Source organism: Paenibacillus harenae (genome assembly GCF_030812415.1).
Lineage (GTDB): Bacteria > Bacillota > Bacilli > Paenibacillales > Paenibacillaceae > Pristimantibacillus > Pristimantibacillus harenae_A.
Genome location: NZ_JAUSST010000006.1, coordinates 155295 through 181377 on the forward strand (window position 1 = coordinate 155295; position 26083 = coordinate 181377).

Sequence of the window (26083 nt, forward strand, 5' to 3'; positions counted from 1 at the left end):
CATATGAACAAGGTTGGTTTTCATACCGGGCCAGAGAGGGCGGATGCGAAGTGGGAACCGAATTTAACAAGCTGTTCGACGAGTGGTCGGAGCATTACGATCGTACGGTGGCAGGGCATGATAGGCAGTACAGGGAAGTGTTCGAGGGTTACGAGGACATCTTGGAGGCGGTAGCTGTACGTGCAAGCGGAACGGTCGTGGAGTTCGGCGTCGGAACGGGCAACCTGACGGAGAAGCTGCTGGCAAGAGGTCTTCGCGTATACGGCATCGAGCCGTCCGAAGGGATGCGGGCGCAGTTCGGCAAGCGGGGATTGGCCGCCACGCTGGTGGAGGGCGACTTCCTTCATTATCCGGCCATTGCGGACCCGATCGATACGATTGTTAGCACGTACGCGTTCCACCATCTGACGGATGAGGAGAAGGAGCAGGCGATTAGGCAATATGCGGCATGGCTCGGAGACGGCGGCCGGATTATTTTCGCGGATACGGCGTTTCAGGATGAGGCGGCAAGGCGAAGCATCGAGCTGGCGGTGGAAGAAGCGGGATATAAGGAACTGTTAAAAGATTTGCAGTCTGAATATTATACGACGTTAAATGTGCTGACTGGCATGTTCGAAGCCCATGGGTTTCATGTTGCGCTCAGTCCGATGAACCGTTATGTGTGGCTGATGGAAGCGGTCAAGACGGACGGCAGCTGAGAGGAGGACGGCGAATGGTGATGTACAGGAACGTGCATGAGCTGATCGGCAGTACCCCTTTAATTCAGTTGACGGCTTTTCCTTTGCCGGAGGGCGTGGAGTTGTACGCGAAGCTGGAGTTCATGAATCCGGGCGGCAGCGTGAAGGACAGACTTGGCCAGATGCTGCTGGAGCGGGCCTTGGAGAGCGGACGGCTGAAGCCTGGAGGGACGATCGTTGAGCCTACGGCGGGCAATACGGGCATTGGTCTTGCGCTGGCGGCGGTGCGGAGGGGCATTAAGACGGTGTTCGTCGTACCGGAGAAATTCAGTATCGAGAAGCAGCGGCTTATGCGGGCGCTTGGCAGCGAGATCGTGCATACGCCGGCATCCGAAGGGATGAGCGGCGCGATCCGAAAGGCGGAGGAGCTGGCGGCAACCTTGCCGGGCGCCTATATGCCGGGGCAATTCACGAATGCCGATAACCCGCTGACGTATTATCGCACGCTTGCCCCGGAGATTTGGGGCGATATGGACGGAGCGCTCGATATTTTCGTTGCGGGAGCGGGCTCGGGAGGCACATTCATGGGAACGGCGCGTTACTTGAAGGAGCGGGATGCGCGAGTGAAAACGGTCATCGTCGAGCCGGAAGGCTCGATACTTGCCGGAGGCGCAGCGGGCTCGCATCGAACGGAGGGGATCGGCGTTGAAGCGCTCGCGCCGTTCATGGATCGCAGCTACTTCGATGCGATTCATACGGTGAAGGACGTTGATGCATTCGCGCGGGTAAAGGAGTTAGCGCTGCTGGAGGGTCTGCTTGTCGGCAGCTCGTCGGGAGCCGCGCTTCATGCGGCGCTGGCGGAGGCGGCGGGAGCGAAGGCGGGAAGCCGAATCGTAACGGTCTTTCCGGATAGCAGCGAACGCTATTTAAGCAAAAATATATACGACGGAGGCGTCTAGCATGAAACCGAGGACAAAGCTCATACATGGAGGCATACCGATCGATCCGCATACGGGGGCGGTAAGCGTGCCGATCTATCAGGTCAGCACGTATAAGCAGGACGGTGTCGGCGTCCACAAAGGCTATGAATATTCGCGTACGGGCAACCCGACGCGGCACGCTCTTGAGCGGCTGATCGCCGACTTGGAAGAAGGGACGGCGGGCTTCGCCTTCGCGTCTGGCATGGCAGCGATCCATGCCGTATTCGGGCTGCTGCGCTCCGGCGATCATGTCATTATAACGGATGACGTATACGGCGGGACGTATCGCATCGCTGCGAAGGTTCTGGAGCGGCAGGGTATCGAGTCGACCTTCGCGGATACGACCGACCCCGCCGAACTGGCTGCCGCCCTCCGGCCGAATACGAAGGCGCTGTTCGTCGAGACGCCGACCAATCCGCTGCTGAAGGTAACGGACATCGAGGAGCTGGCGCGCTGGACGAAGGCGGCGGGACTGCTGTTCATCGTCGACAATACGTTCGGCACGCCTTATTGGCAGACGCCGATTGCGCTGGGCGCGGACATCGTCGTCCACTCCGCGACCAAATATTTGGGCGGGCATAGCGACGTCGTTGCAGGACTTGCCGTCGTGAGCTCGGAGGAGTTAGCCGAGCGGCTGCGCTTTATCCAGAATGCGACGGGCGGCGTGCTTGGCCCGCAGGACAGCTGGCTGCTCATGCGCGGGCTGAAGACTTTGGGGCTGCGAATGGAAGCCCATGAGCATAACGCGCGGCGAATCGCCGCGTACTTGGACGGTCACTCCGAGGTGGTCGCGGTCTATTATCCGGGGCTTGCGAGCCATCCTCAGCATGAGCTGGCCGGTCGGCAGGCGCGCGGTTACGGCGGCATCATTTCCTTCGATGCAGGCAGCGAGGAGCGGGCAGTTGCGCTGCTTGGACGACTGAAATATTTCACGTTGGCCGAAAGCTTGGGCGCGGTGGAAAGCCTCATTTCTCTTCCGGCCAAGATGACTCATGCCTCGATTCCGAAGGAGCGGCGCGATGCGCTCGGCATTACCGGCGGCCTAATCCGCCTATCGATCGGCATCGAAGACGCCGAGGATTTGCTGGAAGACTTGGAGCAGGCGCTGAAGTTCGAGGTGGGGCTGGAGTAGCTTGTTGGGCGGGTGCTCGGCGTGAAATAGCGAAAGAACCTTTCGCTGTTTGCCCGGTGACTAGTGTGCTGCGGAATAGCAGCACATTCAGATGGGTCGATTAGGCTTCATGAAGCTTCTGGCCAGGTAGTCGCTTTGCAGATCGCCGTTTTGCCTGCCGTAATTCTCGAGTACGTCAATCGTGTAATCTTCGCTCGGATCAACCGGCTTATAGATGAACTGCTCCTTGTTCGCAAGCCGAACTTCGAAGCCGCATTGCTTCAGGCATTGCTCGAAATGCCGGGAAGTCGGCTGCTCATTTTCCTCTAAGTACACAAGCCCTCTCATTCGTTCCGTTGAAGTGCCGCGCATAACCTTGAAATGGACGATATGTTCTTTTTTCATAAATGCCCACTTTCCTCTCCTATTATTACTTGTATCGTATGACAAAACGGACTGCTTGTCTGTGACAGTTTCATGATCGTTCCCTAAGACCTCCTACGAATCCGCCTCACCAAAAGACAGCTGCTCACGTACAATAACCTATACACGAATGCGGATAATGGAGGTATGAAGGTGATCAATATAACGGGCAGCAATGCGCAGCAGATTAGCCAGCTGCCGCTCACGGAATTGCAAAGAAGCATCGTGCGCCAGAAGGAACGCAGCCCTGAGATGTATCGGTATCCATCGCTTCAAGCGCTGCAGTTCGAGCTCGTATTAAGATCGAATATTGTGCAGGCTGCCAAAGACTTGAACGACAGCGGAGCCAGCTTTGCGGTATTCAAAAAATCAAGGTGCAACGAGCGGCTTTGGAGTCGTACGGAGGCAGGGGGCTTCAAGCTAAGACCGGGCGTGCTTCCTTCGGACGGCATTAGGGATATTTATGCGAACGGCGAGCTGTATGCTTTCGAATGCGCGACGGCCATCGTCATTCTGTTGTACAAGGCTATGCTTGAGACGCTGGGCGAAAGCAACTTCAACCGCCACTTTCGCGACTTGCTGCTGTACGACTGGACATACGACAACGACCTGCGTTTAATTACGTTATACAGTTACGTTGAAGCTTATCCGGGAGATATCCTATATTTCGAGAATCCCGATCATGACGACGACAGGCCGGAATGGCAAGGGGAAAATGTGATCAAGCTGGCCAACGATCTCTACTATGGTCACGGTGTCGGCATTAAGAGCGCAGCGGGGATGATCGAAGCGCTTAACCGCACGCGCAATCCTGGCAGCACGAAGTCGGCGTTCCTATCCGATCTGGTCAACCATCCCGACTTCGGTTACTTGATGACGCTCCCTTCGAGAAGCCGCGAATCTGTCCTTGCGGAGCGGGCGGAACCGCCCGTTGTCGCCAGAATCGGCACGGCTGTCTACGTCTACCGCAATCATAAGATGAGGAAGCAGGACAGAATGCTTCTATAAGTGTATTAGATCGTGGATGGACCCGCCTAGTCGGCGGGTTTTTTCTATGAGGCGGACTATTGCAACGAAAGCAATGGATATCCATAATAAGGGTGATGAATTAGAGACGGAGGTGTTGAAGCAATGAATTCTCATTCGGTTATCCAAAATAACGTTAACCGGTTCTCGGGCTTCGAGGACGACTATAATCGTTATCGCCCGGAGGCGCCGCAGAAGGTTCTCGAGCTGCTGACGACTTATCTCGGGAGGAGGCCAGGCGCGGTTGCCGATCTCGGCTGCGGTACGGGCTTGTCTACATTCGTATGGAAGGGGCATGCCGACCGTATTGTCGGTGTCGAGCCCAATGATGATATGCGAGGCAAAGCGCTTAGCAAACTTGCTGCAGACGCTGCAGAATCTATCTCGTTCGTGAAAGGGTACTCCGACCGGTTGGAGCTCGCTGACGAGAGCATCGACCTCGTAACCTGCTCGCAATCGTTCCACTGGATGGAACCGGTAGGTACGCTGAGCGAGGTTGCCCGCGTATTGACGGATGGCGGCGTGTTCGCGGCATATGACTGCGATTGGCCCCCGGTTATTCACTGGGAGGTCGAGTCGGCATACGAGCGGTTACTCGCAAAGTCGGAGATCCTTATCGCCGAGCTGATTCCAGAGCAGGAGCGGGCAGTGAAGGCGGACAAGGAGCAGCACTTGGGCCATATTCGGGCGAGCGGAAAGTTCAAGTATGCGCGGGAGATCGTCTTTCATAACATGGAGCGCTGCGACGCCGACCGCTATGTCGGCATTGCGCTAAGCCAAGGCGGCGTTCGCGCCGTGCAGAAGCAGGGCTCGAAGGCGCTGGACGGGGAGTTGGCGGAATTCCGCGAGGTTGCCGAGCGATATTTTGCCGGACGGGAGCTTGACGTGCTGTTCAGCTATCGGCTCCGGCTGGGCGTGAAATAGTTGGCGGTAAGGCAGTTCCAGTAAATACATGATTCAAGTCAAGGAACCAGTCAATGTAGAAAAAGAGACATACCGCGATATGATTATCGCGGCATGCCTCTATCGTAGGCCGTAACGCAGCAGGGATCAATCCTAAGCAGTCAGGCTGGCGTGTTCCAAGCTACTGCGGCATCATGCGAGTGGAGATCGCAATGCGATTCCAAGCGTTGATCGTAACGATCGCCATAATGATCTCGCCAAGCCGCTTCGTGTCGAAGTGGCGCGCCGCTTCCGCATATACATCGTCCGGCACATGTCCTTGCGTCACTAGCGTAACCGCTTCGGTCAGCGCAAGCACCGCACGCTCGGAGTCGCTATAGTACGGCGCTTCCCGCCATGCGTTCAGCATGTAGATGCGTTGCTCCGTCTCGCCTGCCTTGCGGGCATCCTTCGAATGCATATCGATGCAGAAGGCGCAGCCGTTAACTTGCGACGCTCTGATCTTAATTAGCTCCATTAACGATTTCTCGATGCCTGTCGATTGTACGTAAGCCTCAAGACCGCTCATCGCTTTGTATGCGGCTGGGATTTCACCGGCCAGATTCATTCTTTGTTCCATGATGATGGCTCCTCTCCGGTTATGCACCGGTTATTTTTGACTGTCTCATTAAAAAGACAATACAGGAGCTTCGTTTGTGACAGGTTACCCTATCCTTTGTAATTTATCCGGATTAAGCACGATATAGATATGCTCGATCCGCTCCCCGGCCGCATCAAGCCGGAAGCTGATTGTTTTGAGCGGGCGGCCATCTCTATAGAAGACGATGCCCGGCTGTCCGTTAATAAGCGCCATGCTCTGCGAGTCGCCGAGGAAACCCTTCGCAACGACGCCTTCGAGGAATGCTTGAACGCGTTCTCTGCCGATAATCGTGAAGATCGCAGCGCGGACTTTGCCGCCGCCGTCCGATGTGAGCAGCGCGTCCTCGGTCAGCAAGCTGACAAGCGCATCGACGCTGCCGCCTCGGGCAGCCGCGAGAAAAGCGGTCGCAAGCGGTGCTGCCTGCGCCGTGTTGTCCGGCAGAACAGGCGATTGTTTATGCAGCTTATCGTTTGCGCGGCTAAATATTTTGCGGCAATTGGCCTCCGTTTTACCTAAAATATCGGCAATCTCGCTATATTCGAAATCGAACGATTGACGCAGGATGAAAACGGCTCTCTCGACTGCGCTTAACTGTTCAAGCATAACGAGAAGGGCATACGATACGGTTTCCGCATGATCGTAGAGATCGGCGGGATTATCGCTGCCCGAGGTCGCGAAGCTGACAAGCGGCTCCGGCAGCCAAGCGCCGACATATTGCTCCCGCCTCATCCGGGCGGATTGCATATAGTTTATGCAACGATTCGCCGTCATTCGAATGATGTAGGCTTTTGGATTCGCAATATCGGAAGTCTGCAGCTTGCTATATTCGATGAATACGTCTTGGACGATGTCTTCTGCATCTGCCAGCGAACCGGTCATGCGGTAAGCGATTGCTTGCAGCAGGGAGCGGTAGGCGTTATACGCGGTTTGAAAATCCATAACAGCTAAACTCCTTCCAAGGCAGTCGGTTTAGAGACGCGATATGAGTGCGGGAATTTCGATCAAATCATGAACGACGCCATCCAATTGCGCAGGCTGCTCCCAGCGGGTATGGCTCTTCCAAATGCCCTTCATGCCCACATGGCGTGCGGCCTCGACATCGTTCAGCGGATGGTCGCCAATATAGACGCTATCCTCCGGCTCTACGCCGAGCTTATCGAGCGCCCGCAGAAAAATGTCCGGGTGAGGCTTCTTAACCCCTTCCCAACCTGAGATCAATATAACATCAAAATAAGGCTCGATTCCAATCGCCTCGATATTGCGTTGTTGAAAATCACCGATCGCGTTCGTGATCAACCCAAGCGCGTACCCTTCAGTCTTGAGCGTATCCAGCATGGCCTTGAGGCCGGGGTAAGGAACGCAGCTCTTGTGAAACTGCGCTACATAGTCGTCCAGCAGCTCTGCCGGCGTGATGTTTTCAATGCCGAATTGACGTACGAGCTGTTCATAAACAATGTCCTTCCAGACATAGCCGCCCGCGTCCAGTTCGATGAAGGCGGCTGCATAAACTTCTCTCGGAATATGTTGCAGAGCCGCATAATAACGGTCGTATTGATGGCTGACGAAGCGCTCCACGGAGACGTCGCGGTCGAGCAAGGTAAGATCGAGATCGAACAAAACGGCTTTTATCAACAGAATCCTCCTCACACTTCGATGCGTTTAAGTGATAAAGCGATTGTAATCGATGCATCTATGATTTGTAAAATACGGCTAAGGTGGCTATGTCTTGAATGGTCATATCGCATACTCACGTCAATTGCACAAACTGCAACGGATAGGGCGAAACAACGGACATAGCAGGCGCTCGTTGCACAGACAGCAACAGATTCATTGCTTATCATGGCGGAATAGTGCAAATTGGGAGGATCCGTTGCATTCCCTGCAACCGAGTCAGATACGGGGGACAAATGGGGTTATTCCGTTGCAGTTACTGCAACGCTACTTGGATTGATATCTCGAACAGAAGCTGTAGCCGACTGGGCGGAGGGAGACGAACAAGCCCATTTTCGCGTGACTGGGGCACACCATGAGCAAATGCCCATATGTTATATAGACAGATGACTATAAAAAATATTGGAGGTTTTACTTAATGGATCGTGGTTTTGTTCCTGGTGGATTCGGAGGATTCCGCAGACCTTTCCGTCCGTTCCCGCACCCGTTCTTCCCTGGCCGCTTTTTGTTCCCGTTCTTCTTCTTCTCGCCGTTCTTCTTCCCGTTCTTCCCGTTCCGCGAGGACGGCACTATCGTCGACAATGATATGTTCGTTGCCCAGCATCAGGTGCAAGCGGGAGATTCGATGGATAAGATCGCCCACATGTACAATATTCCTAAAGTGATACTGGACGAAGCGAACCCGCAACTTGCAGGCCAAGGGCTTCAACCGGGGACGCAAGTCCACATCCCGCGCATCTCCCATATGGGATGCCAGAAGACGTACATCGAGGGTGCAGCGGATGCGCCGATGATGGCTAACCAGATGCATCAAGCGGGCCAAGCGAACCAGATGTATCAAGCGAGCCATCCAATTCAACCGAGCCAAATGCATCATGCGAATCAACCAAATCAACCGAACCAATCGAATGTGATGCCGTTCTCCGGCAAGCTGTACTAAGATAAAACTAAAAAAGAGTCCGCCTGCGGTAGCATTCAGCCGCGCGCGGGCTTTTTTGCGTGCTTTCCCCGACCAAGGTCTAAGGACTTTTATGGACTCCGGTCAGAATGAAGCGAGTCGTTCTGCGTCTACAATGAATGTAGAGGCAAGGAAAAAACGGTTCGTGCCAAAGGAGAATTCACCAATGATAAAGAATAAGAAGACGGGCGTGGTTGTTGCGGCGGCGTTCGCATTCGCGCTTGTCCTGCAAGGCTGCTCAGGGCAGGCGATAGAATGGACGGAAAAGGTCGAAGCTTCGACCATCGGCGAGGAATCCGGATCGGGCGAATGGAATGTGAAGAAGAAATCTTTTGCAGGAGACGAATTCGACAGCATCTATGTGGACACGGAAGCGATGGCTATCGAAGTGACAAGAAGCGAGACCGGTACGGCCGAGATCGAGCTTCGAACGGACAAAGCGATCGACAACCGGTTCGGCTTCGATGCTTCCGTTCAATCGAAAGAGCTGAAGCTGACCGTGAACGAGGACGAGCAGAAGGGGATCTTAGCCGCCAATAAACAAAACGGCTCCCGTAAGCTCGTTATTGCCTTGCCGGATCAATTGTACGATAAGGTTACGATCCGCAACAATTTTGGCATCGTAGAAGCGAACGATGTAAAGTCGGGCAGCCTCGACATTCAAGTCGATGCGGGAGCCATTCGGATTAGCGGAGTTCAGGGCAGCATGAAGCTTAAGACGAGTGCAGGCGAGATCAGCGTGGAAGGCGTCAAGCTCGACAACGACCTCATCGCGACGGCCGATATTGGCGCTATAGATATTCGGCTTGAGGAAACGCCTACAGCCGCGGATATCGACCTGAAGAGCGATCTTGGCAAAGTTACGGCTAATCTTGGCGAGACCAGATACAGCGTAGATGCCGGCAGCGAGAAGGTTGGCAAGATCGGTTCAGGCGAACACCGCCTTGAAGCAAAGACGGCTGTTGGCGCGATCAGCATCGATACGAAATGGGGCAGTGCCAGCGAAGCTGACACCACCCGCAAAGCATATGGCAATTAAATGGGAAATTTATTAGTATCGCTTAAGCTCCTCTTCTGATACAGGGGGGCTTCTTTGCTGTTTTTGGAATCGAGTTGAAGAAATGTAAAGTGATCGATTAAACTCGTCCAACTCCCAATTTCGCTTCACGTGATCCCATGGAGACAAGTCATTAGATACCGATATGAATGATATTAACTCAACAAGGTATTAGAACAAAAATATTACCTTGACACTCACAGTAGTATGTCGTATTATACAGACATGGAGGTTGATTACATGAGCGAAAACAAAATTACATCCGACCTGCTGCGAGGACATACCGATACGATGATTTTACGGCTCTTGTCCGAAGCTGACCGCTACGGCTACGAGATTGTCAAACTGATTGCCGAGCGCTCGGATGGCGAGTATGAATTAAAGGAAGCCACGATGTACTCGAGCGTCCGGAGGCTAGAGGCCGACGGCGATATCGAGTGGTATTGGGGCGATGAATCGCAGGGCGGCCGGCGTAAATATTTTAGGATTACCGGAAAGGGCAAAGATGCTTACGCCCGCAACAAAAGCAATTGGGAGTACGCAAAGCGCGTGCTTGAAAACTTATTATAGGGAGAGATGATGTTATGAATCAGAAATTGACGAATTATTTGAACGGCGTATTTACGCCATACGATGGAGTAAAAAGCGCCACCGAATTAAAGGCCGACCTGCACTCCGATTTGCAGGAGCGGTTCCGTGAACTCAAAGCTGAGGGCAAGGACGATGAAACAGCGTTTAAGATGACGATTGAGAGTATCGGCGACATCGAGCAAACGATCCTGGAGGTCGCCAACCTCTCCCGCTCGCTGGAACGTCAGGTGGTGACGAACTTCAGCGCAAGCAACCTGGCGAAAAGCGACTTTGCAGGCGTTACGGCCCATAAAGGACAGTTTAAAGGCAGCGCGTTGCACGGTTCCGACTTTTCGGGCGCAGATTTGACCGGCAGTTCGTTTAAGAGCAGCGACGTACGCGAAGCCAATTTTGACGGCGCGAATCTGACGGACTGCAGCCTATCCGCACTTGACCTGGCAAATGCAAGCTTCAATAAGACGATCCTTGTACGAACCAATTTCAGCAAGTCGGGGCTTGACGGAGCCAAATTCACGGGAGTAAGGCTGACCGACGTGACGTTAACGATGACCGACCTTAGAAAAACGATTTTTGAAGGCTGTTTATTTGATGGGGTTGACTTCAAACATTCTGATCTGAGCGGGCAGTGTTTTGACGGACAGACGTTTATCGGCGTTAAGTTTGACAAAGCGGCATTAACCGAAGTTTCGTTCAAGGGCGCTACATTTAGAAATGTTTCTTTCCAGCCCGGGTTTGCTTTAACGAAAAAGTACTATCGCATGATCAAAACCATCTGCTTTGACGGCGCAATGATGGATAAACTGACCTATGCCGCCCTTAAAGGCATGGAGGTCGATCTGTCTAAGGTTACCGTAATTTAAGGGGGGATAAAAATATGTTGACCAAATCAATTAAAGTAACGGGGCTCAAAAAGTCCTATAAGGATCTTCAGGTCCTAAAGGGCGTAGATTTCGAGGTGGAAGAGGGCAGCATTTTCGCGTTGCTCGGGTCCAACGGGGCAGGCAAGACTACGGTCGTCAAAATCCTCACCACGCTGCTCAAACAAGATGGCGGATCCGTTACCGTAAACGGATTCGATGTTGCTTCAAAACCCGAGAATGTGCGACAAGCGATCAGTCTGACCGGTCAATTTGCCGCCGTTGACGAATTATTGACCGGACGGGAAAACCTTATCTTGATTGCCAAGCTGCGATACCTTAAAAACCCGCGACAGGTTGCAGACGATTTGCTTCTAAGCTTCGGCCTGACGGAAGCCGCAGACCGCAGAGTATCCACTTATTCGGGTGGCATGCGCCGCAGGCTCGACATCGCCTTGAGCCTTGTGGGAAAACCAAAGATCATATTCCTCGACGAGCCGACCACAGGACTCGATCCTGAGGCGCGTATCGAGGTATGGAAGATTGTCAAAGGGCTTGCCAAAGGCGGTACGACGGTTCTTCTAACCACGCAGTATTTGGAAGAGGCAGAGCAGCTTGCCGACAAAATTGCCATTCTTCATGAGGGTAAGATCATTGCCGGCGGCACGCTTTCGGAGCTGAAAAAGATGTTCCCGCTCGCAAAGGTGGAGTATGTTGAAAAACAGCCGACATTAGAGGATATATTTCTTGCAATCGTCGGCAAAAGGGAGGGAAAGTAAATGGATGGAGTAAAGAAACACTTCTTCAGCGATATGGGCATTATGCTAGGACGTTCTATGCGTCATATTTCTCGCAGCATGGACACTATTATTACGGTCACCATCACTCCGATCGCGTTGATGTTGCTGTTCGTCTATGTGTTCGGCGGAGCCATTCAAGCCGGAACGGATAATTATGTGAATTACCTGCTGCCAGGTATACTTCTAATTGCCATTGCTAGCGGAATTTCCTACACGGCTTTTCGGCTGTTCAACGATGTACAGAAGGGCATATTCGAACGGTTTCAAACCATGCCCATTTCACGTTCCGCATTTCTTTGGGGACATGTGCTCACCTCATTGGTATCCAATGCTATATCCCTTATCATCATTATTCTCATCGCTTTGATTATGGGCTTTCATTCGTCCGCGGGGATACTGTCGTGGCTTGCGGTTGTCGGCATACTCGCTCTGTTTACGCTGGCATTGACATGGCTAGCGGCCATTGCAGGTCTGTCTGCTAAAACGGTCGATGGCGCAAGCGCCTTTTCCTACCCGCTTATCTTCCTGCCGTTTATCAGTTCGGCGTTCGTGCCGACCGAGTCGATGCCATCGGTCGTTCGTGTCTTCGCTGAAAATCAGCCGGTGACCTCGATCGTGGAAGCCATTCGTGCACTGTTGTCGGATCAGCCGGTGGGAAATGATATATGGGTCGCTCTTGCGTGGTGCGTCGGGATTTTGATCGTAGCCTATTTCTTTGCGATGAGGGCGTATAAAAAGCGGGCGTGATACAGGTAATGTCAGCTTCGCTGGTACCATCCCGAAATAAGGGATGCTCCCATCTATACGAAGACATGAAGACGAACGACTGCTGCGGAGGCCGTTCGTTTTTTTGTGCTTGGTCCCATTGCATAATATATCGCGGCCTGCGGCTGCAAGGAGGGAACGGCGAAATTTCGGACCGTATCCCTCTATGCGGCTTCGCTTCGGTATCTAGGCTAAGCTTGTACCTTCTGGATTTTCGCGGGGTTGTTGATTTTGTAAGGAACGGGGTGCTTCGTCAGCTTCTTTGCTACGATTTTGCATTCGAAAGTTAACGTGTCTCCAACCTCAAGCTCCAGCTTCTTAAGGGTTGCGCTATGGCTGGACCAAGCAAGGCCGACTTCGGTCGCCGGATCGATAATCGATACCGCTTCGTAAATAATGACCTCGTCCTCGTTATCGGAGAAGTTGTTCGGTACGCTCGTGAATTCCTGGACCGTCGCGGTCATCTTGACCTTTTCTTCCGGAAGCGCCAGCTTCGGTGCTCGCTTGGACGTCTTTTCCTTCGCCTTCGGCTTAGGCTCTTCGGAAATATCCTCGATAGGAGGCAATGCTGCGGCAGCCGGTTCGGCTGGGGGTGCCGGTTCATCCTCTGTTACGGCTGCTTGCGAGATCTCGACAGCTGCCTCTGAGCTCGGTAGTTCTTCTGCCGTTGTTATGGATCCGATGCCTTCCGGATCGGAGGACGCCGCTGTTGCCGTCGACTTCTGACTGTAACTCGAGGCTTGCATTTCCTTTAAGTACGATGGATGAACGCAGTGGAGCTGCCCGTCTTCGAACTGGATAACGGCGGTGTAGGAATCGACATATCCGGCGATCGTGCACGTTAGGTTCATGCCGTTGCCTTTGTACGTAAAGGACTTGCTTTTGTTGGCCTTGTCGGACAGAAGACCCCATCCTTTGCATTCTTCGATAAGCTCCGCTTCATCCTCGAAGCGCGTGTATGTGTCAGGAACAATGTTGAACGTATGTACCATTGGTTCTCCGCCTTTCTGTTTGGACAACGATAATAATAGTTTACCACTTCGAGGCGTTTTTGAAAAAAGGGATTGCTGCATTCGGCGGGTGAAGGGAAACATTGAGCTGCGCAAGCGCGAGGTTGTTGGAATAACTGGAATTAATACCGTTAATTTTGCCGAAAGCAGTTGCCGACCATCATTAACTGGAAAACCTCCCGTTATTGCACCCAGTAAACAAGTAACGGGCTAGCAGCATGGCGGCCGCGGCAACAGCCATAGAAAAAAGGCGTTCAACCGGGAGCCCGTCCATCAAGGACAGCTCCGGCTGAACGCCTTTAACCCTATAATCGATTAACCCTTTACTGCGCCGGCTACGACGCCTTTGACGATGTACTTCTGCAAGAAGATGAACACGATGATCGAAGGCAGCACGGCCATGACCATGGCGGTCATCGCATATTGCCAGTCGGACGTATATTGACCGACGAAGGTGTACGCGGCCAGCGTAAGCGTCTTCGTATCCGGCGAACCGTTCACCATAAGGAGCGGCAGCAGGAAGTCGTTCCAAATCCACATCACGTCGATGATGATGATCGTCGCCGTTACCGACTTGAGCAACGGGAAGATAACGCTGAAGAACAAGCGGAAGCCCGAAGCGCCGTCGATCGTCGCGCTCTCGTCGATTTCTTTTGGAATACCCTTCACGAAGCCATGGTAGATGAATACGGCCAGCGGTGCGCCGAAGCCCCAGTACAGAACGCCGAGCCCCCATGTGCTCTCGGACAGGTTAAGATCCTTGGCAAGCTGCAATACGGTCAGCATGATCGACTGAAACGGAATCAGCATCGGCATAATGCAGAGCATGTAGAGAAGCGCGCTCGAGCGCGACTTCGTACGTGCAAGCTTATAAGCGGCGATCGAGGAGACGAATACGATACCCGCCAGTCCGACGCCCGTAATGATGAAGTTGTTCAAGAACAGCTTCGGATAGTCGATGAACGACCATACGTACGAGTAGTTCTCGAAGACGAGCTTCTTCGGCAATGCGACAACGTCGGTCATGACCTCGCCGAAGCTCTTCAAGGAGTTGTTGATCGCTAAGAATAACGGATACAGGAAGACGAGCGAGAGAAGGACCATGACGATTTCGAGCACGATCCGTCCGGCTTTTCCTTGGCGGTTGCGTTTCATTAGGCTTCAACCTCCCTGCGTTTGAAGATCGCTAATTGAATGATAGTGACGAGCAGGACGGCAACGAACAGAATGAGCGCTTTGGCCGTGCCATAGCCGTACAGATTGTTCTGGAACGTATCGCGGTAGATGTCATACGCGATACTGTACGTCGTACCGCCGGGCCCGCCGCCGGTCAGCGACAGAATGACGTCGAATACTTTGATCGAGTTGGTTAATGCCATAAATACCGAGATCGTAATCGACGGTGCAAGCAATGGCAGCGTAATGCTGAAGAACCGCCTAACAGGTCCGGCGCCGTCGACGGTCGCCGCTTCCTTCAAGTCATCCGGCACGGATTGAAGGCCGGCGATATAGATCACGAGGTAGAAGCCGATCGATTGCCATACCGATACAAGCAGGATGGACACGAACGCAAGACCGGGCTCGCCGAGCCAGCTTAGGCTGAAGATGCCCCAGCCTGTACTGCCGTAAAGCGATTCGAAGCCTTGCATGAATATAAACTTCCAGATGAAACCGACGATAACAAGGCTAAGAATGTACGGAACGAAGAAGGCCGCTCTTAGCCACGTCGTCGACTTCAGCTTCATATCGAGTACAATCGCGAGCAGAATCGCCAGCACGTTCACGATGATGATGTACAATACGGCGTACTTGATCGTAAACCAAGCGGAGCTGGTGAAGTTCGCGTCACCCGTGAAAATTTGCTTGAAGTTATCCAGTCCTACGAACGTAGGGTGTTTGGAAATACCGTTCCACTTCGTCAAGGAGTAACGAATGGTCATTGCGAACGGGATATAAAATGCGATAGCGATACAGATCAGCACGGGCAGTGTGAATATGCCGAACTCAAGCTTCTCGCTCCATTTTCTCCCTAGAGACTTGAACATGAGTACACCTCTTTCATTGCGGTTCATGTAGGCCTCATGTGCACAAAGCCTATACAAAACAATCTTTTATTGTATGATAAGGAGCAATCGCTACATTCGATTATAAAGCAGCGCTATGAGCGTCAAAATGGATTTAAGAAAACAGTTAGGGGTAAAAAGGTGAACAGCTAGGCTTCGGACTGCGCCCCGATAAAAAGGAGGGATGAGCCATTGGTTAACCGGGCATCCAAGGCATTAACGGGTCTGATCGAACATGTGAACAGGCGGCTTGCGAACAAGCTTATTTTGCTTTTCGCGACCATTATTATACTCGTCGTTGCTTCGCTCACCTTTATCTCGTACCAGATGCTCCAGAAGGAGTCGGTGGCGAGCAGCATCGCGAGCACATCGAATAACCTGCTGCTCGTGAATCAGAACCTGGAGGACTACTTGAACGGGATCGAGCAATTGTCGCTGCCGCAAATCAATTATGACGAGCTAACTTATGCCATCATGCATGAGTCGGAGGAATACGCGTCCCGCATGTTTGTAGAGGAGTACTTGCGCAATTTGTATTTCTCGCGCAAGGACGTAGAGGCGATCTACCTGTATGTTGTGGAGCAAGGCAAGTACTATGCGCTTACGAAAGAAAATTACAACGTTACGGTACGAACGGCAATCGATCCTAATATCGTCCGTCTGCCTTGGTTTCAAGAGGCGATGGACAATCCCGTTAATCAAGCCTATCAATCCTTCGAACTGGCCGATGCGAAGCCCGGATATCCCGTCGATACAACGACAAGCTTCATGGCGTATCACCGCGTACTGCGTTCCATCGCGTCTCGCGAGCCGCAGGCGGTACTGTCGTTCTATCTCAATTCGTCGGTGAAGGACGACATAATGAAGGATATTCCGTTCAGCGAAGGCCAGCATCTCATGTTCCTCAGTCCGGGAGATCATGTTCCGTTCGCCATGGACGATCCCTCTTTCTACAACCGGATGAAGCTTGACGGGGTGCTGGAGCGGCTCGATGAGCAGCGGTCGGGGCGATTGACGTGGTCGGAGGGGGATCGGAAATATTTGGTCGTCTACAACACGGGCGAGCAGGACGGCTGGCAGCTCGTAAAGCCGATTCCATACCGACAGATCTATGCGGCCGCTACAACAACGCGCAACTTGAATTTCCTGATCGGATTCATGTTCCTGCTGCTCGCGCTCATCCTTGTGACGTTTTTCTCGAATGCGATTACGAGGCCGCTTAAGAAGCTTTCTTATCAGATGAACCGGTTCAGTAAAGGAGACTTCGAGGCGGAGACGGAGGTCGTCGGCAAGGACGAGCTGGCGTATTTGTCCCGCCATTTCAACCTGATGGTGCGCCGGACGAATGAGCTCATCAACGAGCGGTACAAAATGAAGCTGGTGGAGAAAAACGCGATTCTGAAGGCGCTGGAAGCGGAGATCAACCCGCACTTTCTGTATAATGCGCTGCAGGCGATCTCGACCAAAGCTCTTAAGAGCGAGCGCTACGACATTGCCGATATGATCGATGCATTGGCGCTTACGCTCCGTTATGCGATCAGCGGCAGAGACATCGTTCGCGCCAGAGAGGAGCTGCAACATATCGAGCGGTATATGGCGCTGCAGAAGGCGCGTTTCGGGAGCAGGCTGCAAGTCGTGTACGACTGGGACGAATCCCTTATGGAGCTGGAAATACCGAAGCTGTCGATACAAACGTTGGTCGAAAATGCGATCAAGCATGCGCTGGAGAAGGTGTCGAGCACCGTCACGATCCGTATCGGAGCGAGGGCGGATGCCGAGCATTCGGTTATTTCGGTCCATGACGACGGACCCGGATTTACGCAAGAACGACTAGAGCAGGTAAGGGAGTCGTTCCGCAAGGAATGGGACGAGCGTCAGGGCGACAATGCCGGCGACGGCATCGGCCTCGTGAATCTGAATACGAGGCTGAAGCTGCTCTATGGCGAGGAAGCGGAGCTTGTCATCAGGACGGATAATGCCGGTACGGAGATGCAAATGTTATTACCGCGGGGAGGCGGCAGCTATGTATAGAGTGCTTATTGTCGACGATGAAGAGCCGCTGCGCGAAGCGATTCGCATATTGGGCGATTGGAGAGGGCTTGGGGTTAGCGAGGTGCTGGAAGCATCCGATGGACGAATGGCGCTGGAGCTGCTTCCAGAGAACAAGATCGACCTCGTCATGGTGGATATGAAGATGCCCGAGATGACCGGGATGGAGTTTCTGCAAGTGGTGGAGCGCGATTATCCGGATCTGCTTACCATCGTCATTAGCGGTTATAACGACTTCGAGTACACGAGGCAGGCGATTCACTCGAAGGTCGTGGACTATCTGCTGAAGCCGATTAACCGGCAAGATCTGAACCAAGCGCTGCGCAAGGCGATCGACTTGCTGGATGCGAAGCGCAAGCGCGAGAGCGAGTTCATCAATCGCAACATTACGCTTAATATGTCGCTTCCGAAGCTGAAGGAGAAAGTATATCTCTCCATTATCGAACGAAGCTTCAAGAGCCAATCGAACGAGGCTTTTCTGCCGCTGATTGGCGCGGACGAACCCGGTAATCGGTTCGCGGCGGTTGTGCTTCGCGTTCTGAACTTGGAGCGCATAAGGAGCGGCCGCTTCCATAACGATACCGATCTGCTGCACTTCGCCGTCTCCAACGTGCTTAACGAGATTGCGGGCGATCGCTTCCAGTCGTTCAGCTTCGCCAATCCGAAGCAGGAACGCGAACTTATTGCCGTACTGACGATGAAAGGCGGCTATCGCGAGGATATCGCTTACCATTCGCTCCATCAAATGAAGAGGGCGGCTTCCGCCCTGCAGGAGCTGTTCGGCATAACGGTTGTTATCGGCGTTGGAGCGGCATGCGGCTACGCGCTTGACATTGCCTCTTCCTATGACGGGGCGAGGGCGGCAATGTACGGCGTCGATCTGCTCCGTCTGAAAGGAACGACGGTCATGGCGACAGGCGCCACAGGGAAAGAAGGCGGCGGACAAGAGCGCGAGAAAGAACGGGAACGGGACGGTTCGTCGGTCTCGATTACGGGCCGAATGACGATTATTCGCGGCGCGCTGGAGACGGGCAATATACAGCATGCCAGATCGATACTTGGAGAATTGACGAAGCGATGGAGGTCTGCCGAGCGTTTCACGATAGGGGAGTCCGACCGCGTCATGGCCGAATATATCATTTTGCTCAACGACATGGCGTTGGAGCTTGGCGTCAAGGAGGAGCAGCTTCCGATCGGCGAGGATCATCCGCTCAGGTCGATGGGACTGTCGGCCGACTATGATTCTTTCGAGACGTACGAGGCGCTGCTTTACGGCGTTCTCGATTATTACAGCGAGTTGATTCGCAAGGCGCAGAGCGCCAATCGGCCGTTCGAGGTCGCGGACATTAAAGCTTATATCGACGACCATTACTTCGAGGATATTAAAATTTCGATGTTCGCGGAGAAATATTTTTTAAGTCGGGAATACTTAATGAAGCTGTTCAAGGGACAGTTCAGCTATGGCATCCATGAATACGTCCAGAAGGTGCGGATGGACAAGGCGAAGGAGCTGCTAGGCGATCCGGCTTTGAAAATCCAAGATATTTCCGAGATGCTGGGCTATAAGGACAAAAACTATTTCAGCAAGGCGTTCCGCAACTATTACAACGTATCGCCCTCGGAATATCGTACAGCTCATCAGGACGCATAAGAGAATATAAGCAGGTGGCAAAAAGTGAACCGACGGCAAACTACACTTTTTTACCCTTAACTATTCACTTATGTACATTCTTATCCTACTGTGATTTCTTTACAATAGGCTACGAAGACAACAACAAATGAGGGAAATGGGGGCAACACCATGTTGAAAAGATTTCTCGCGCTGTCGGTCAGTCTCGTGCTGATTGTCGGGATATTAGCCGCATGCGGCGGCAACAATGAAACAAACAACGGCACGAACGCTGGAAACGGCGAAGAAGCCGGTGCGGACAAGGCCGTAACGATTAACATGTTCACGGCATCGCCGGAATACACGGATGCATTCAACGCTTACATCGCAGAGTACAAAAAAGTGAAGCCGAATGTGACGATCAACCTTGAAATTATGCAAGCCGACTATAACACGGTATTGAAGTCGAAGATTGCGGCCGGCAGCACGCCGGACGTATTCCAGACAACGGCTGGCGGCGACATCGATACGTTCGCCGAATACAGCGCCGATCTGACGAACGAGCCGCTTGCGGCTGCAATGACGGATGCCGTAAAAATCAACATGAGCTCCACCGACGGTAAAATCCTCGGTTTGCCTGTTAAAGGCAACCTGATGATGATGATCTACAACAAGAAGCTGCTTGCTGACGCAGGCATCACCGAAGTGCCGAAAACGACGGCGCAAATGGAAGACGCCATTGCGAAGCTTGAAGCGAAAGGCATTACGCCATTCGCTAACGCTTACAAAGAGTGGTGGGTGTGGAAGCATATCTTCCAAAACTTCGTGAACGCGGCTGCCGAAGATGCAGGCACGACGCCGAAGGAATTGGTTGCCAAGTTCATCGCCGGCGAGACGACGATCAAAGATCACCCTGTATTGTACAACAACTTCTTTAACTTCATCGACCTGACGGTTGAGCATGGCACGACGAAGCCGCTTGAGCGTGACAGCAACGCCGAAGTGAGCGATTTTGCGACGGGCAAAGCGGCATTCATGACAGGCAAAGGCGCATGGGACGAAGAGGCGATCAAGAAAATCACGCCGGATATCGAGATCGGCATCGTAGGTTACCCGGTTAGCGAGAAGGCAGAACAGAACCAACTGATTACAGGCGCCGATCAAGCGCTTCGCATCAACAAGGATTCCAAAGTAGCTAAAGAAACGATCGAATTCTTCAACTGGCTGTACACTTCCGACTACGGCAAGCAATGGTTCTCGAACGTAGCGAAAGTCATTCCTCCGATCAAGGACGCTCCATTGCCTGATCTGGATATGCCTAAGCAAATGGAAGAAATCCTGAAAACGGAAAAATCCGGCGACCTGACAGTCAACTACTCGCTGGATACGTTCCACCAAAAATTCGGCGAGCTGATGCAAGCCTATATCGGCGGCAGCAAGTCGAAAGACGCGGCAATCGACGAAATCCAGAAGGCATGGGTACAATTCGGTTCTGCTCAATAAGAGCTAACTGAATAGGAGTCTGTTTCGAGGATAGAGCCCGGCACTTTCGCAGTGCTGGGCTTTCTTTGTACACGGGAGGCGCCGTAACGATATCTGACCGTTGGAGCGAAATCCAACATAGCCGTAGGGGAGGCGTTGGGCGGAGGCAAAGAGTTACGATTGATAAGCAAAGTGTATAAGGTGAGGCAACTAGTAATCAAGGGAGGATGAATGGACGATGGCGGGTAGATATTTGATTGAGGAAAACGGGTTATATCTCATGTTCGACGTGACGGAGAGCGGGGATGTGAGGCTGGTGCACTTTGGCGCTGCGCCGCTGGAATCGGGTGCGGTCAAGGATAACCAGCTGCCGGGCTTCCGCATGCTGGAGCTGCAGCTAACCGGCGAGGATCGGGCCGAATATCATGGCCGCTCGCATCGCGCTTCCTATCCGGGGCTGCGCATGGTGTACCGCGGACATGAGGACTCGCGGAACGAGCTGGGCAGGCTGATCGCGGTTACGCTCGTTGATCCCGAGACGGGACTGCGGGCGGTGCAGCATTATCAATTCTATGATGGCATTCAGACGGTTCGTTGTTGGGTAGAGTTGGATAATGCAGGCTCGGAGCAGGTGGAAGTGGAGTATGTGTCCTCGTTCGCTTTGACGGGCGTGGATAAGGAAGGCATACAGGATCGGAACGACAAGATGCGCCTGACCGTCGCGCACAGCGGCTGGCAAAGCGAGCTGCAATGGCGGACGTACAAGCTGCCGGAGATCGGCTTGTCCCATCTCGCCGATCGCGGTTCGAAGCGGCTCGCCTTCAGTAATACGGGCTCATGGTCCGCTGCCGAGAATCTTCCGATGGGCGTATTGGAGAACAAGGAGACTGGCGGCAGCCTGTTCTGGCAGATCGAGCATAACGGCTCGTGGCATGCGGAGATGTCCGATCAGAACGATCACATGTACCTTTATTTGAGCGGTCCGACGGAGCATGACAACCACTGGTGGCTGAAGCTCGAGCCGGGCGAGTCGTTCAAGTCCGTGCCGGTTGCCGTCGGCGCGGTACAAGGCGGCTTCGAGCAGGCGATTGCGCAATTGACGCAATATCGCCGAGCTATTCGGAGGCAGAATGACGATAATAAGTTGCTTCGGGTTATTTTCAACGATTATATGAACTGTTTGTGGGGTTCACCGACGACGGAGAAGCTGCTGCCGCTCATCGATGCAGCTGCGGATGTCGGCTGCGAATATTTCTGCATCGACGCGGGATGGTACGCGCCGGGCGAATGGTGGGACGGTGTCGGCGAGTGGATGCCTTCCGAGGAACGTTTCCCCGAAGGCATCAAATACGTGCTCGACTATATCCGCAGCAAAGGGCTTATTCCCGGCTTATGGCTGGAGCTGGAGGTTATGGGCATCCATTCGCCGAAGCTGGCGGAGACCGACGATAGCTGGTTCTTCATGCGGCATGGCAAGCGGGTGAAGGACCGCAGCCGATACCAGCTCGACTACCGCAACCCCGCGGTCATCGCGCATGCGGATGAAGTCATTCGCCGCTTGGTGGAGGACTACGGGGCCGGCTACATTAAGATGGACTATAACATTAATGCAGGCATCGGCACGGAGACGGACGCGGACAGCATGGGCGACGGTTTGCTGCAGCATAATCGTGCTTACCTGCAGTGGTTGGATAGCATATTCGCCCGTTACCCCGAACTGGTCATCGAGAACTGTTCAAGCGGCGGCATGCGGATGGACTACGCAATGCTGAGCCGCCACAGCATTCAGTCGACGAGCGATCAGGAGGACTACGTCAACTATGCGGCGATTGCCGCGGGGTCGCCGGCCGCGCTTACGCCGGAGCAATCGGCGATCTGGTCGTATCCGCTGCGCGAGGGCGATGACGAAGAGGTCGTCTTCAACATGGTCAACGCGCTGCTGCTGCGCGTCCACCAGAGCGGCCATCTGGCCGAGCTTAGCCCTCGCCGTCGCGAGCTGGTGAAGGAAGCGCTCGATTATTACAAGACGATTCGCGGCGACATTCGCGAAGCGCTGCCGTTCTGGCCGCTCGGCTTGCCAAGCGACGGCGACGAATGGGTCAGCCTCGGGCTGCGCCGAGACGACCGCTTGTATGTTGCCGTCTGGCGCGTTGCCGGCGAGTCGGCTGAGGTGACGCTGCCGCTGCCGGCATCTCCGGGCAACGCCGCCGAGCCGGCGATTCGCTGCGCCTACCCGGCAGCGCCCGCGGCAGGAACGGACTGGACGTGGAACGCGGCGGACAGCTCGCTCACCGTCACATTACCTGCCTCTCGAACGGCAAGACTGTTCGAGATTCAGCTATAAGCGGCATCCGCGGCGTCCGGCTTAACCTATGCATAACCTCTTTCGACGTCCATCCGACGGAATAGATTAACAGGATTGGACGTAATTACGCTGTACGGCTTGGTATTAATTCTGATTCATCGGTAAGCTATAAATAAAGTCTCTTATAGCGGAAGTCTACAATGTATTCTAAATGGAGTACGCACGTATTTTACAGGTAAGTCAACTGATTTTATGAATTAATAAAAAATGACGACCTTTTCCTGAAACCGGGAAAGGTCGTCATTGATTTCAGTCAGTCTCTACGTATATTATAGATAAATTTTATGTACAACAAGCTACAGCCTGATCTCCATACTTTCTTTGAATCATTACTTGACCATCTTGATTAATCTTAAAAGGAACCCCGTGAAACTCCAGTCTGGCTGTAGTACTATCCTCCGAAGTTTCTGAAAATAAAACATATTCTTCTCCTATTTTCTTTTGCTCCCGATTAAATTGATTCACATTGTACAAGAAAACTGAGATCATAACGACGAGCAAACATGATATACCGCATATCCATATCTTCTTCATAACAATATTATGAAGGAATAGCGATTATTTCAAAAGATGCTATCGAATCAAATTCAAAGCAACGTTATGTTCTTTAGTGTAAGGGTCTAGACCTGCAAAGCGACAACTACCTCCACCTGAATTACTTTGACGAAATGAAACGATTCGGACTAACATGGTTTGAGCATGGAAATGCATATATGAGTTTGTTTGGGCATAGATACGCAAATAGGCTGGCTGGAGGAATGGCGATGGATATGGATTCTTACCGTGCTCTTGTGTTAGAGAAGCAGGACGAGGAAGTTATTGCGCAGGTGAAGATGCTGGGGCTGAATGATCTGCCGGGGGGCGATCTGCTTATTAAGGTAGCCTACTCCAGCGTCAATTATAAGGATGCTTTAGCTTGCAAGGCAGGAGGCAATATTGTTCGAAGTTACCCATTCGTTCCGGGAATCGATCTCGCTGGCGTCGTTGTGACCTGCGACTCCGGATTGTATCGCGAAGGAGATGAAGTGCTCGTTACGGGCTACGGCCTTGGCGTCTCTCATTATGGAGGGTATAGCGAATATGCGCGAGTTCCTTCGCAATGGGCGGTCAAGCTACCTGCAGGCTTATCGATGAAGAATACAATGGCACTCGGAACGGCAGGCTTCACCGCAGCGTTATCGTTGTTCGAGCTGGAGCGGGACGGGCTAAGCCCGGACAAAGGACCTTTGCTCGTAACAGGAGCGTCAGGCGGTGTTGGCAGTATGGCGATAGCTATTGCTTCCAAGCTAGGATATGAGGTAACGGCAAGCTCGGGCAAGTCGGATATGAGCGGGTATTTGCTTGGACTTGGCGCCAAGCGAGTTGTATCAAGGGATGAGATCGTTCCCCAGACGTCCGCGCCGCTCGGCAAGCAGCTATGGGCAGGTGCAGTCGATTGCGTCGGCGGCAAAACGCTGGCAACGATTATTGCGAGCTTGAACTATGGCGGAGCAGTAGCGGCTAGCGGCATGACGGGCGGGATCGACCTTGCGACTTCGGTCTATCCGTTTATATTGCGCGGCGTGCGCTTGATCGGCATCGATTCGGTTATGGCGCGGATGGAGAAGCGGCTCCGGGTTTGGGAGCTGCTGGCCGGACGTTACAAGCTGGATAAGCTGGATGTCATGAGCGAAGTTATCGGGCTGGAGGAGGTTGCGGCGTATACGAAGCGAATGCTCGCGGGTGATTCGCGCAAGCGGATGGTTGTTAAGCTGTAAGGAGAGAAAAAGCGCTATTCCGCTGATAAGTGAGCGGGTAGCGCTTATTGTCTTATCCGCGTTGCAATCTGCGTGCGCGGAACTGCTTGTATTGGAAGTACATCGTGCATCCGATGCAATATCCGAGCAGCGCGGCGAACGCGGCAGCGCCCATCATGGCTGCAAAGATGTTGGCTGCCACTGTCCAGCCGAATAGGAGGCTAATCAGCGATAACGTGAGGAAGCCGACTGCCAGCGAATTGTTGAATCGTTGAAGTTCTGCTGCTTCCGTCCGGGATTTCGCTGCAAGCTGCATTAGAAACGGACGAGCGATCCGAATGAACAAATTCGCTTTTGCCCCGAATAGGAGGCCGATCACCTGAATGATGAACAATGCCGCAACAATCCATGTTGCTTGCGTAATGAAGAATGCCACTAAGAAAAGGACAATACCTGCCTGATTGCTTCGCACGTACGGAATAGGTATCTCTTTCATGCTATACCAACTTTCCTTATCGGAATTAAATTGAATAATTTAATTATAGGACTACGCACCAAGTTTGGCAATAGAGCAGGAGCGGGAATAATTAGTGTGAGGTGAGCGGATGCGCCAGTCGAAGAATAGCGCAAAAAGGTTGCGTTATTCGGCTGAGAGTAGTACACATTACATTCTTATGAGTCAGTACCTTCCTACCGGCTCCTCCCACCAGCCGAACGATAGAACGGCGGGGGCGGAGCGATGCATCGGCCCGGTGAGCGTGAACAACAGCGACTGGCCAGGGCCGAAGATCCAGCGGCCGGCCTTCTCGCTCGGGAGGCTGGAATAGCCCGGTATAACGCGGGTGGAGACAGGAACGGCGGCAAGCGTCGTCGGATCCAGCTCGCTGCCGAATTGCACCTGAACGCATGGTGTCGGCCTCGGGTGAAACGTTAGATTCGTTGCCGATACTTCATGCGACATCATTCCGCGTGCGGGCAAGCCGTTGCAGAAGCATATTTGCGAGACGAGAGGGTCATGCGATAAATTACTGATCACGTACATATCGAAGTACAGGTTAACGCCCGAGTGAGAGGGATTGACGAGCGCAGCCCAGACGCGGTTGGAATCCGTCGGCTGAAGCTGGTCCGTCTCGCCCATGAAATATTTGCCCTGCAAGGACTTAATGAATGGATTTGTTATGTCCACGACATTCGGCGGGCCAAAGGAATACATTGCTGCACCGTCCCCTTCCTAATACATGCTTCTATTCAACCATATGATTAGAATCGCGGAACATGCATGCGTGTAGGCAGGAGACGATGGGTAAGAA

Annotated in this window: 25 protein-coding genes; 16 read left to right on the top strand and 9 right to left on the bottom strand. The window is 53.1% G+C overall.

The annotated features are described in order from the left end of the window. Window positions 1-50: 50 nt before the first annotated feature. The 3 genes from J2T14_RS21630 to J2T14_RS21640 are packed head-to-tail and all read left to right on the top strand — an operon-like array spanning window position 51 to window position 2789. On the top strand, window positions 51-698 hold the full coding sequence (locus J2T14_RS21630; RefSeq protein ID WP_307474081.1) for a class I SAM-dependent methyltransferase: 648 nt from the start codon (window positions 51-53) through the stop codon (window positions 696-698). A 14-nt stretch (window positions 699-712) separates the two neighbouring features. Next, window positions 713-1636, top strand: a complete 924-nt coding sequence (locus J2T14_RS21635) for a PLP-dependent cysteine synthase family protein (RefSeq protein ID WP_307474083.1) — start codon at window positions 713-715, stop codon at window positions 1634-1636. 1 nt (window position 1637) lies between these two features. Next, complete coding sequence (locus tag J2T14_RS21640) at window positions 1638-2789, top strand: bifunctional cystathionine gamma-lyase/homocysteine desulfhydrase (protein WP_307474085.1); 1152 nt, start codon at window positions 1638-1640, stop codon at window positions 2787-2789. An 87-nt stretch (window positions 2790-2876) separates the two neighbouring features. Here the strand turns inward: J2T14_RS21640 and J2T14_RS21645 are convergent, their stop codons facing one another. Further along, the gene (locus J2T14_RS21645) at window positions 2877-3173 is read right to left on the bottom strand and encodes a hypothetical protein (protein ID WP_307474088.1); all 297 of its coding nucleotides are present in this window, start codon (window positions 3171-3173) and stop codon (window positions 2877-2879) included. A 171-nt stretch (window positions 3174-3344) separates the two neighbouring features. Between J2T14_RS21645 and J2T14_RS21650 the strand changes: the two genes are divergently transcribed. Both J2T14_RS21650 and J2T14_RS21655 read left to right on the top strand, forming a co-directional pair. Further along, window positions 3345-4199: a protein-glutamine gamma-glutamyltransferase gene (locus tag J2T14_RS21650; protein ID WP_307474090.1), complete on the top strand. Its 855-nt coding sequence runs from the start codon at window positions 3345-3347 to the stop codon at window positions 4197-4199. Between the two features lie 123 nt (window positions 4200-4322). Next, window positions 4323-5141, top strand: coding sequence for a class I SAM-dependent methyltransferase (locus J2T14_RS21655; RefSeq protein ID WP_307474092.1), 819 nt, complete (start codon window positions 4323-4325; stop codon window positions 5139-5141). Between the two features lie 160 nt (window positions 5142-5301). Here the strand turns inward: J2T14_RS21655 and J2T14_RS21660 are convergent, their stop codons facing one another. The 3 genes from J2T14_RS21660 to J2T14_RS21670 form a co-directional block, all read right to left on the bottom strand. Beyond that, complete coding sequence (locus J2T14_RS21660) at window positions 5302-5739, bottom strand: carboxymuconolactone decarboxylase family protein (protein WP_307206132.1); 438 nt, start codon at window positions 5737-5739, stop codon at window positions 5302-5304. Between the two features lie 84 nt (window positions 5740-5823). Continuing rightward, window positions 5824-6699, bottom strand: coding sequence for an RNA polymerase sigma-70 factor (locus tag J2T14_RS21665; RefSeq protein ID WP_307474094.1), 876 nt, complete (start codon window positions 6697-6699; stop codon window positions 5824-5826). 30 nt (window positions 6700-6729) lie between these two features. Further along, window positions 6730-7392, bottom strand: a complete 663-nt coding sequence (locus tag J2T14_RS21670; protein WP_307474096.1) for an HAD family hydrolase — start codon at window positions 7390-7392, stop codon at window positions 6730-6732. Between the two features lie 457 nt (window positions 7393-7849). On the opposite strand from J2T14_RS21670, the gene J2T14_RS21675 reads away from it, so the two are divergent. The 6 genes from J2T14_RS21675 (at window position 7850) to J2T14_RS21700 (ending at window position 12441) form a co-directional block, all read left to right on the top strand. Continuing rightward, window positions 7850-8371, top strand: a complete 522-nt coding sequence (locus J2T14_RS21675) for a LysM peptidoglycan-binding domain-containing protein (protein WP_307474098.1) — start codon at window positions 7850-7852, stop codon at window positions 8369-8371. A gap of 184 nt (window positions 8372-8555) precedes the next feature. Continuing rightward, entirely contained in the window at window positions 8556-9428 is an 873-nt protein-coding gene (locus J2T14_RS21680; RefSeq protein WP_307474100.1) for a DUF4097 family beta strand repeat-containing protein, read from the top strand. A 258-nt stretch (window positions 9429-9686) separates the two neighbouring features. Next, a complete protein-coding gene (locus tag J2T14_RS21685) occupies window positions 9687-10016 on the top strand; it encodes a PadR family transcriptional regulator (protein WP_307205023.1) in 330 nt (109 codons plus the stop codon). A 14-nt stretch (window positions 10017-10030) separates the two neighbouring features. Further along, window positions 10031-10897, top strand: coding sequence for a pentapeptide repeat-containing protein (locus tag J2T14_RS21690; RefSeq protein WP_307474103.1), 867 nt, complete (start codon window positions 10031-10033; stop codon window positions 10895-10897). A gap of 14 nt (window positions 10898-10911) precedes the next feature. Next, window positions 10912-11673, top strand: a complete 762-nt coding sequence (locus J2T14_RS21695; protein WP_307474105.1) for an ABC transporter ATP-binding protein — start codon at window positions 10912-10914, stop codon at window positions 11671-11673. Continuing rightward, on the top strand, window positions 11674-12441 hold the full coding sequence (locus J2T14_RS21700; RefSeq protein WP_307474106.1) for an ABC transporter permease: 768 nt from the start codon (window positions 11674-11676) through the stop codon (window positions 12439-12441). It abuts the gene before it with no gap. 209 nt (window positions 12442-12650) lie between these two features. Here the strand turns inward: J2T14_RS21700 and J2T14_RS21705 are convergent, their stop codons facing one another. The 3 genes from J2T14_RS21705 to J2T14_RS21715 form a co-directional block, all read right to left on the bottom strand. Then, window positions 12651-13451: a hypothetical protein gene (locus J2T14_RS21705; RefSeq protein ID WP_307474108.1), complete on the bottom strand. Its 801-nt coding sequence runs from the start codon at window positions 13449-13451 to the stop codon at window positions 12651-12653. A 333-nt stretch (window positions 13452-13784) separates the two neighbouring features. Next, on the bottom strand, window positions 13785-14624 hold the full coding sequence (locus J2T14_RS21710) for a carbohydrate ABC transporter permease (RefSeq protein ID WP_307206123.1): 840 nt from the start codon (window positions 14622-14624) through the stop codon (window positions 13785-13787). Beyond that, window positions 14624-15514, bottom strand: coding sequence for a carbohydrate ABC transporter permease (locus J2T14_RS21715; RefSeq protein ID WP_307474111.1), 891 nt, complete (start codon window positions 15512-15514; stop codon window positions 14624-14626). The genes J2T14_RS21710 and J2T14_RS21715 overlap by 1 nt, the downstream gene beginning before the upstream one ends. Window positions 15515-15724: 210 nt before the next feature. Here J2T14_RS21715 and J2T14_RS21720 point away from each other — a divergent pair, with 210 nt between their 5' ends. From J2T14_RS21720 to J2T14_RS21740, 5 genes are all read left to right on the top strand, one after another. After that, window positions 15725-17563: a sensor histidine kinase gene (locus tag J2T14_RS21720; RefSeq protein ID WP_307474112.1), complete on the top strand. Its 1839-nt coding sequence runs from the start codon at window positions 15725-15727 to the stop codon at window positions 17561-17563. Further along, a complete protein-coding gene (locus J2T14_RS21725; protein ID WP_307474114.1) occupies window positions 17556-19232 on the top strand; it encodes a response regulator transcription factor in 1677 nt (558 codons plus the stop codon). Before J2T14_RS21720 ends, J2T14_RS21725 begins: the two co-directional genes overlap by 8 nt. A 150-nt stretch (window positions 19233-19382) precedes the next feature. Next, window positions 19383-20693 carry an ABC transporter substrate-binding protein gene (locus tag J2T14_RS21730; protein WP_307474117.1) on the top strand — a complete coding sequence of 437 codons (1311 nt, stop codon included), beginning with the start codon at window positions 19383-19385 and terminating at the stop codon, window positions 20691-20693. 217 nt (window positions 20694-20910) lie between these two features. Then, window positions 20911-23016 carry a glycoside hydrolase family 36 protein gene (locus J2T14_RS21735; RefSeq protein ID WP_307474119.1) on the top strand — a complete coding sequence of 702 codons (2106 nt, stop codon included), beginning with the start codon at window positions 20911-20913 and terminating at the stop codon, window positions 23014-23016. Window positions 23017-23807: 791 nt separating this feature from the next. Next, a complete protein-coding gene (locus J2T14_RS21740; protein ID WP_373458189.1) occupies window positions 23808-24794 on the top strand; it encodes an oxidoreductase in 987 nt (328 codons plus the stop codon). Between the two features lie 52 nt (window positions 24795-24846). Here the strand turns inward: J2T14_RS21740 and J2T14_RS21745 are convergent, their stop codons facing one another. Both J2T14_RS21745 and J2T14_RS21750 read right to left on the bottom strand, forming a co-directional pair. Continuing rightward, window positions 24847-25269 (bottom strand): DUF4395 domain-containing protein, encoded by a 423-nt coding sequence (locus tag J2T14_RS21745; protein ID WP_307474124.1) that lies wholly within the window; start codon window positions 25267-25269, stop codon window positions 24847-24849. A gap of 183 nt (window positions 25270-25452) precedes the next feature. Then, window positions 25453-25986 (bottom strand): DUF6143 family protein, encoded by a 534-nt coding sequence (locus tag J2T14_RS21750; RefSeq protein ID WP_307474126.1) that lies wholly within the window; start codon window positions 25984-25986, stop codon window positions 25453-25455. Between the last annotated feature and the right edge of the window lie 97 nt (window positions 25987-26083).

What these genes read in the sequence shown, in the direction of transcription:
- J2T14_RS21725 (WP_307474114.1), top strand. Translation starts at nt 17,556, where the DNA reads ATGTATAGAGTGCTTATTGTCGACGATGAAGAGCCGCTGCGCGAAGCG.
- J2T14_RS21710 (WP_307206123.1), bottom strand. Translation starts at nt 14,624, where the DNA reads ATGAAACGCAACCGCCAAGGAAAAGCCGGACGGATCGTGCTCGAAATC.
- J2T14_RS21745 (WP_307474124.1), bottom strand. Translation starts at nt 25,269, where the DNA reads ATGAAAGAGATACCTATTCCGTACGTGCGAAGCAATCAGGCAGGTATT.
- J2T14_RS21740 (WP_373458189.1), top strand. Translation starts at nt 23,808, where the DNA reads ATGGATTCTTACCGTGCTCTTGTGTTAGAGAAGCAGGACGAGGAAGTT.
- J2T14_RS21655 (WP_307474092.1), top strand. Translation starts at nt 4,323, where the DNA reads ATGAATTCTCATTCGGTTATCCAAAATAACGTTAACCGGTTCTCGGGC.
- J2T14_RS21635 (WP_307474083.1), top strand. Translation starts at nt 713, where the DNA reads ATGGTGATGTACAGGAACGTGCATGAGCTGATCGGCAGTACCCCTTTA.
- J2T14_RS21660 (WP_307206132.1), bottom strand. Translation starts at nt 5,739, where the DNA reads ATGGAACAAAGAATGAATCTGGCCGGTGAAATCCCAGCCGCATACAAA.
- J2T14_RS21690 (WP_307474103.1), top strand. Translation starts at nt 10,031, where the DNA reads ATGAATCAGAAATTGACGAATTATTTGAACGGCGTATTTACGCCATAC.
- J2T14_RS21730 (WP_307474117.1), top strand. Translation starts at nt 19,383, where the DNA reads ATGTTGAAAAGATTTCTCGCGCTGTCGGTCAGTCTCGTGCTGATTGTC.
- J2T14_RS21700 (WP_307474106.1), top strand. Translation starts at nt 11,674, where the DNA reads ATGGATGGAGTAAAGAAACACTTCTTCAGCGATATGGGCATTATGCTA.
- J2T14_RS21675 (WP_307474098.1), top strand. Translation starts at nt 7,850, where the DNA reads ATGGATCGTGGTTTTGTTCCTGGTGGATTCGGAGGATTCCGCAGACCT.
- J2T14_RS21695 (WP_307474105.1), top strand. Translation starts at nt 10,912, where the DNA reads ATGTTGACCAAATCAATTAAAGTAACGGGGCTCAAAAAGTCCTATAAG.
- J2T14_RS21685 (WP_307205023.1), top strand. Translation starts at nt 9,687, where the DNA reads ATGAGCGAAAACAAAATTACATCCGACCTGCTGCGAGGACATACCGAT.
- J2T14_RS21640 (WP_307474085.1), top strand. Translation starts at nt 1,638, where the DNA reads ATGAAACCGAGGACAAAGCTCATACATGGAGGCATACCGATCGATCCG.
- J2T14_RS21645 (WP_307474088.1), bottom strand. Translation starts at nt 3,173, where the DNA reads ATGAAAAAAGAACATATCGTCCATTTCAAGGTTATGCGCGGCACTTCA.
- J2T14_RS21735 (WP_307474119.1), top strand. Translation starts at nt 20,911, where the DNA reads ATGGCGGGTAGATATTTGATTGAGGAAAACGGGTTATATCTCATGTTC.
- J2T14_RS21750 (WP_307474126.1), bottom strand. Translation starts at nt 25,986, where the DNA reads ATGTATTCCTTTGGCCCGCCGAATGTCGTGGACATAACAAATCCATTC.
- J2T14_RS21665 (WP_307474094.1), bottom strand. Translation starts at nt 6,699, where the DNA reads ATGGATTTTCAAACCGCGTATAACGCCTACCGCTCCCTGCTGCAAGCA.
- J2T14_RS21705 (WP_307474108.1), bottom strand. Translation starts at nt 13,451, where the DNA reads ATGGTACATACGTTCAACATTGTTCCTGACACATACACGCGCTTCGAG.
- J2T14_RS21715 (WP_307474111.1), bottom strand. Translation starts at nt 15,514, where the DNA reads ATGTTCAAGTCTCTAGGGAGAAAATGGAGCGAGAAGCTTGAGTTCGGC.
- J2T14_RS21680 (WP_307474100.1), top strand. Translation starts at nt 8,556, where the DNA reads ATGATAAAGAATAAGAAGACGGGCGTGGTTGTTGCGGCGGCGTTCGCA.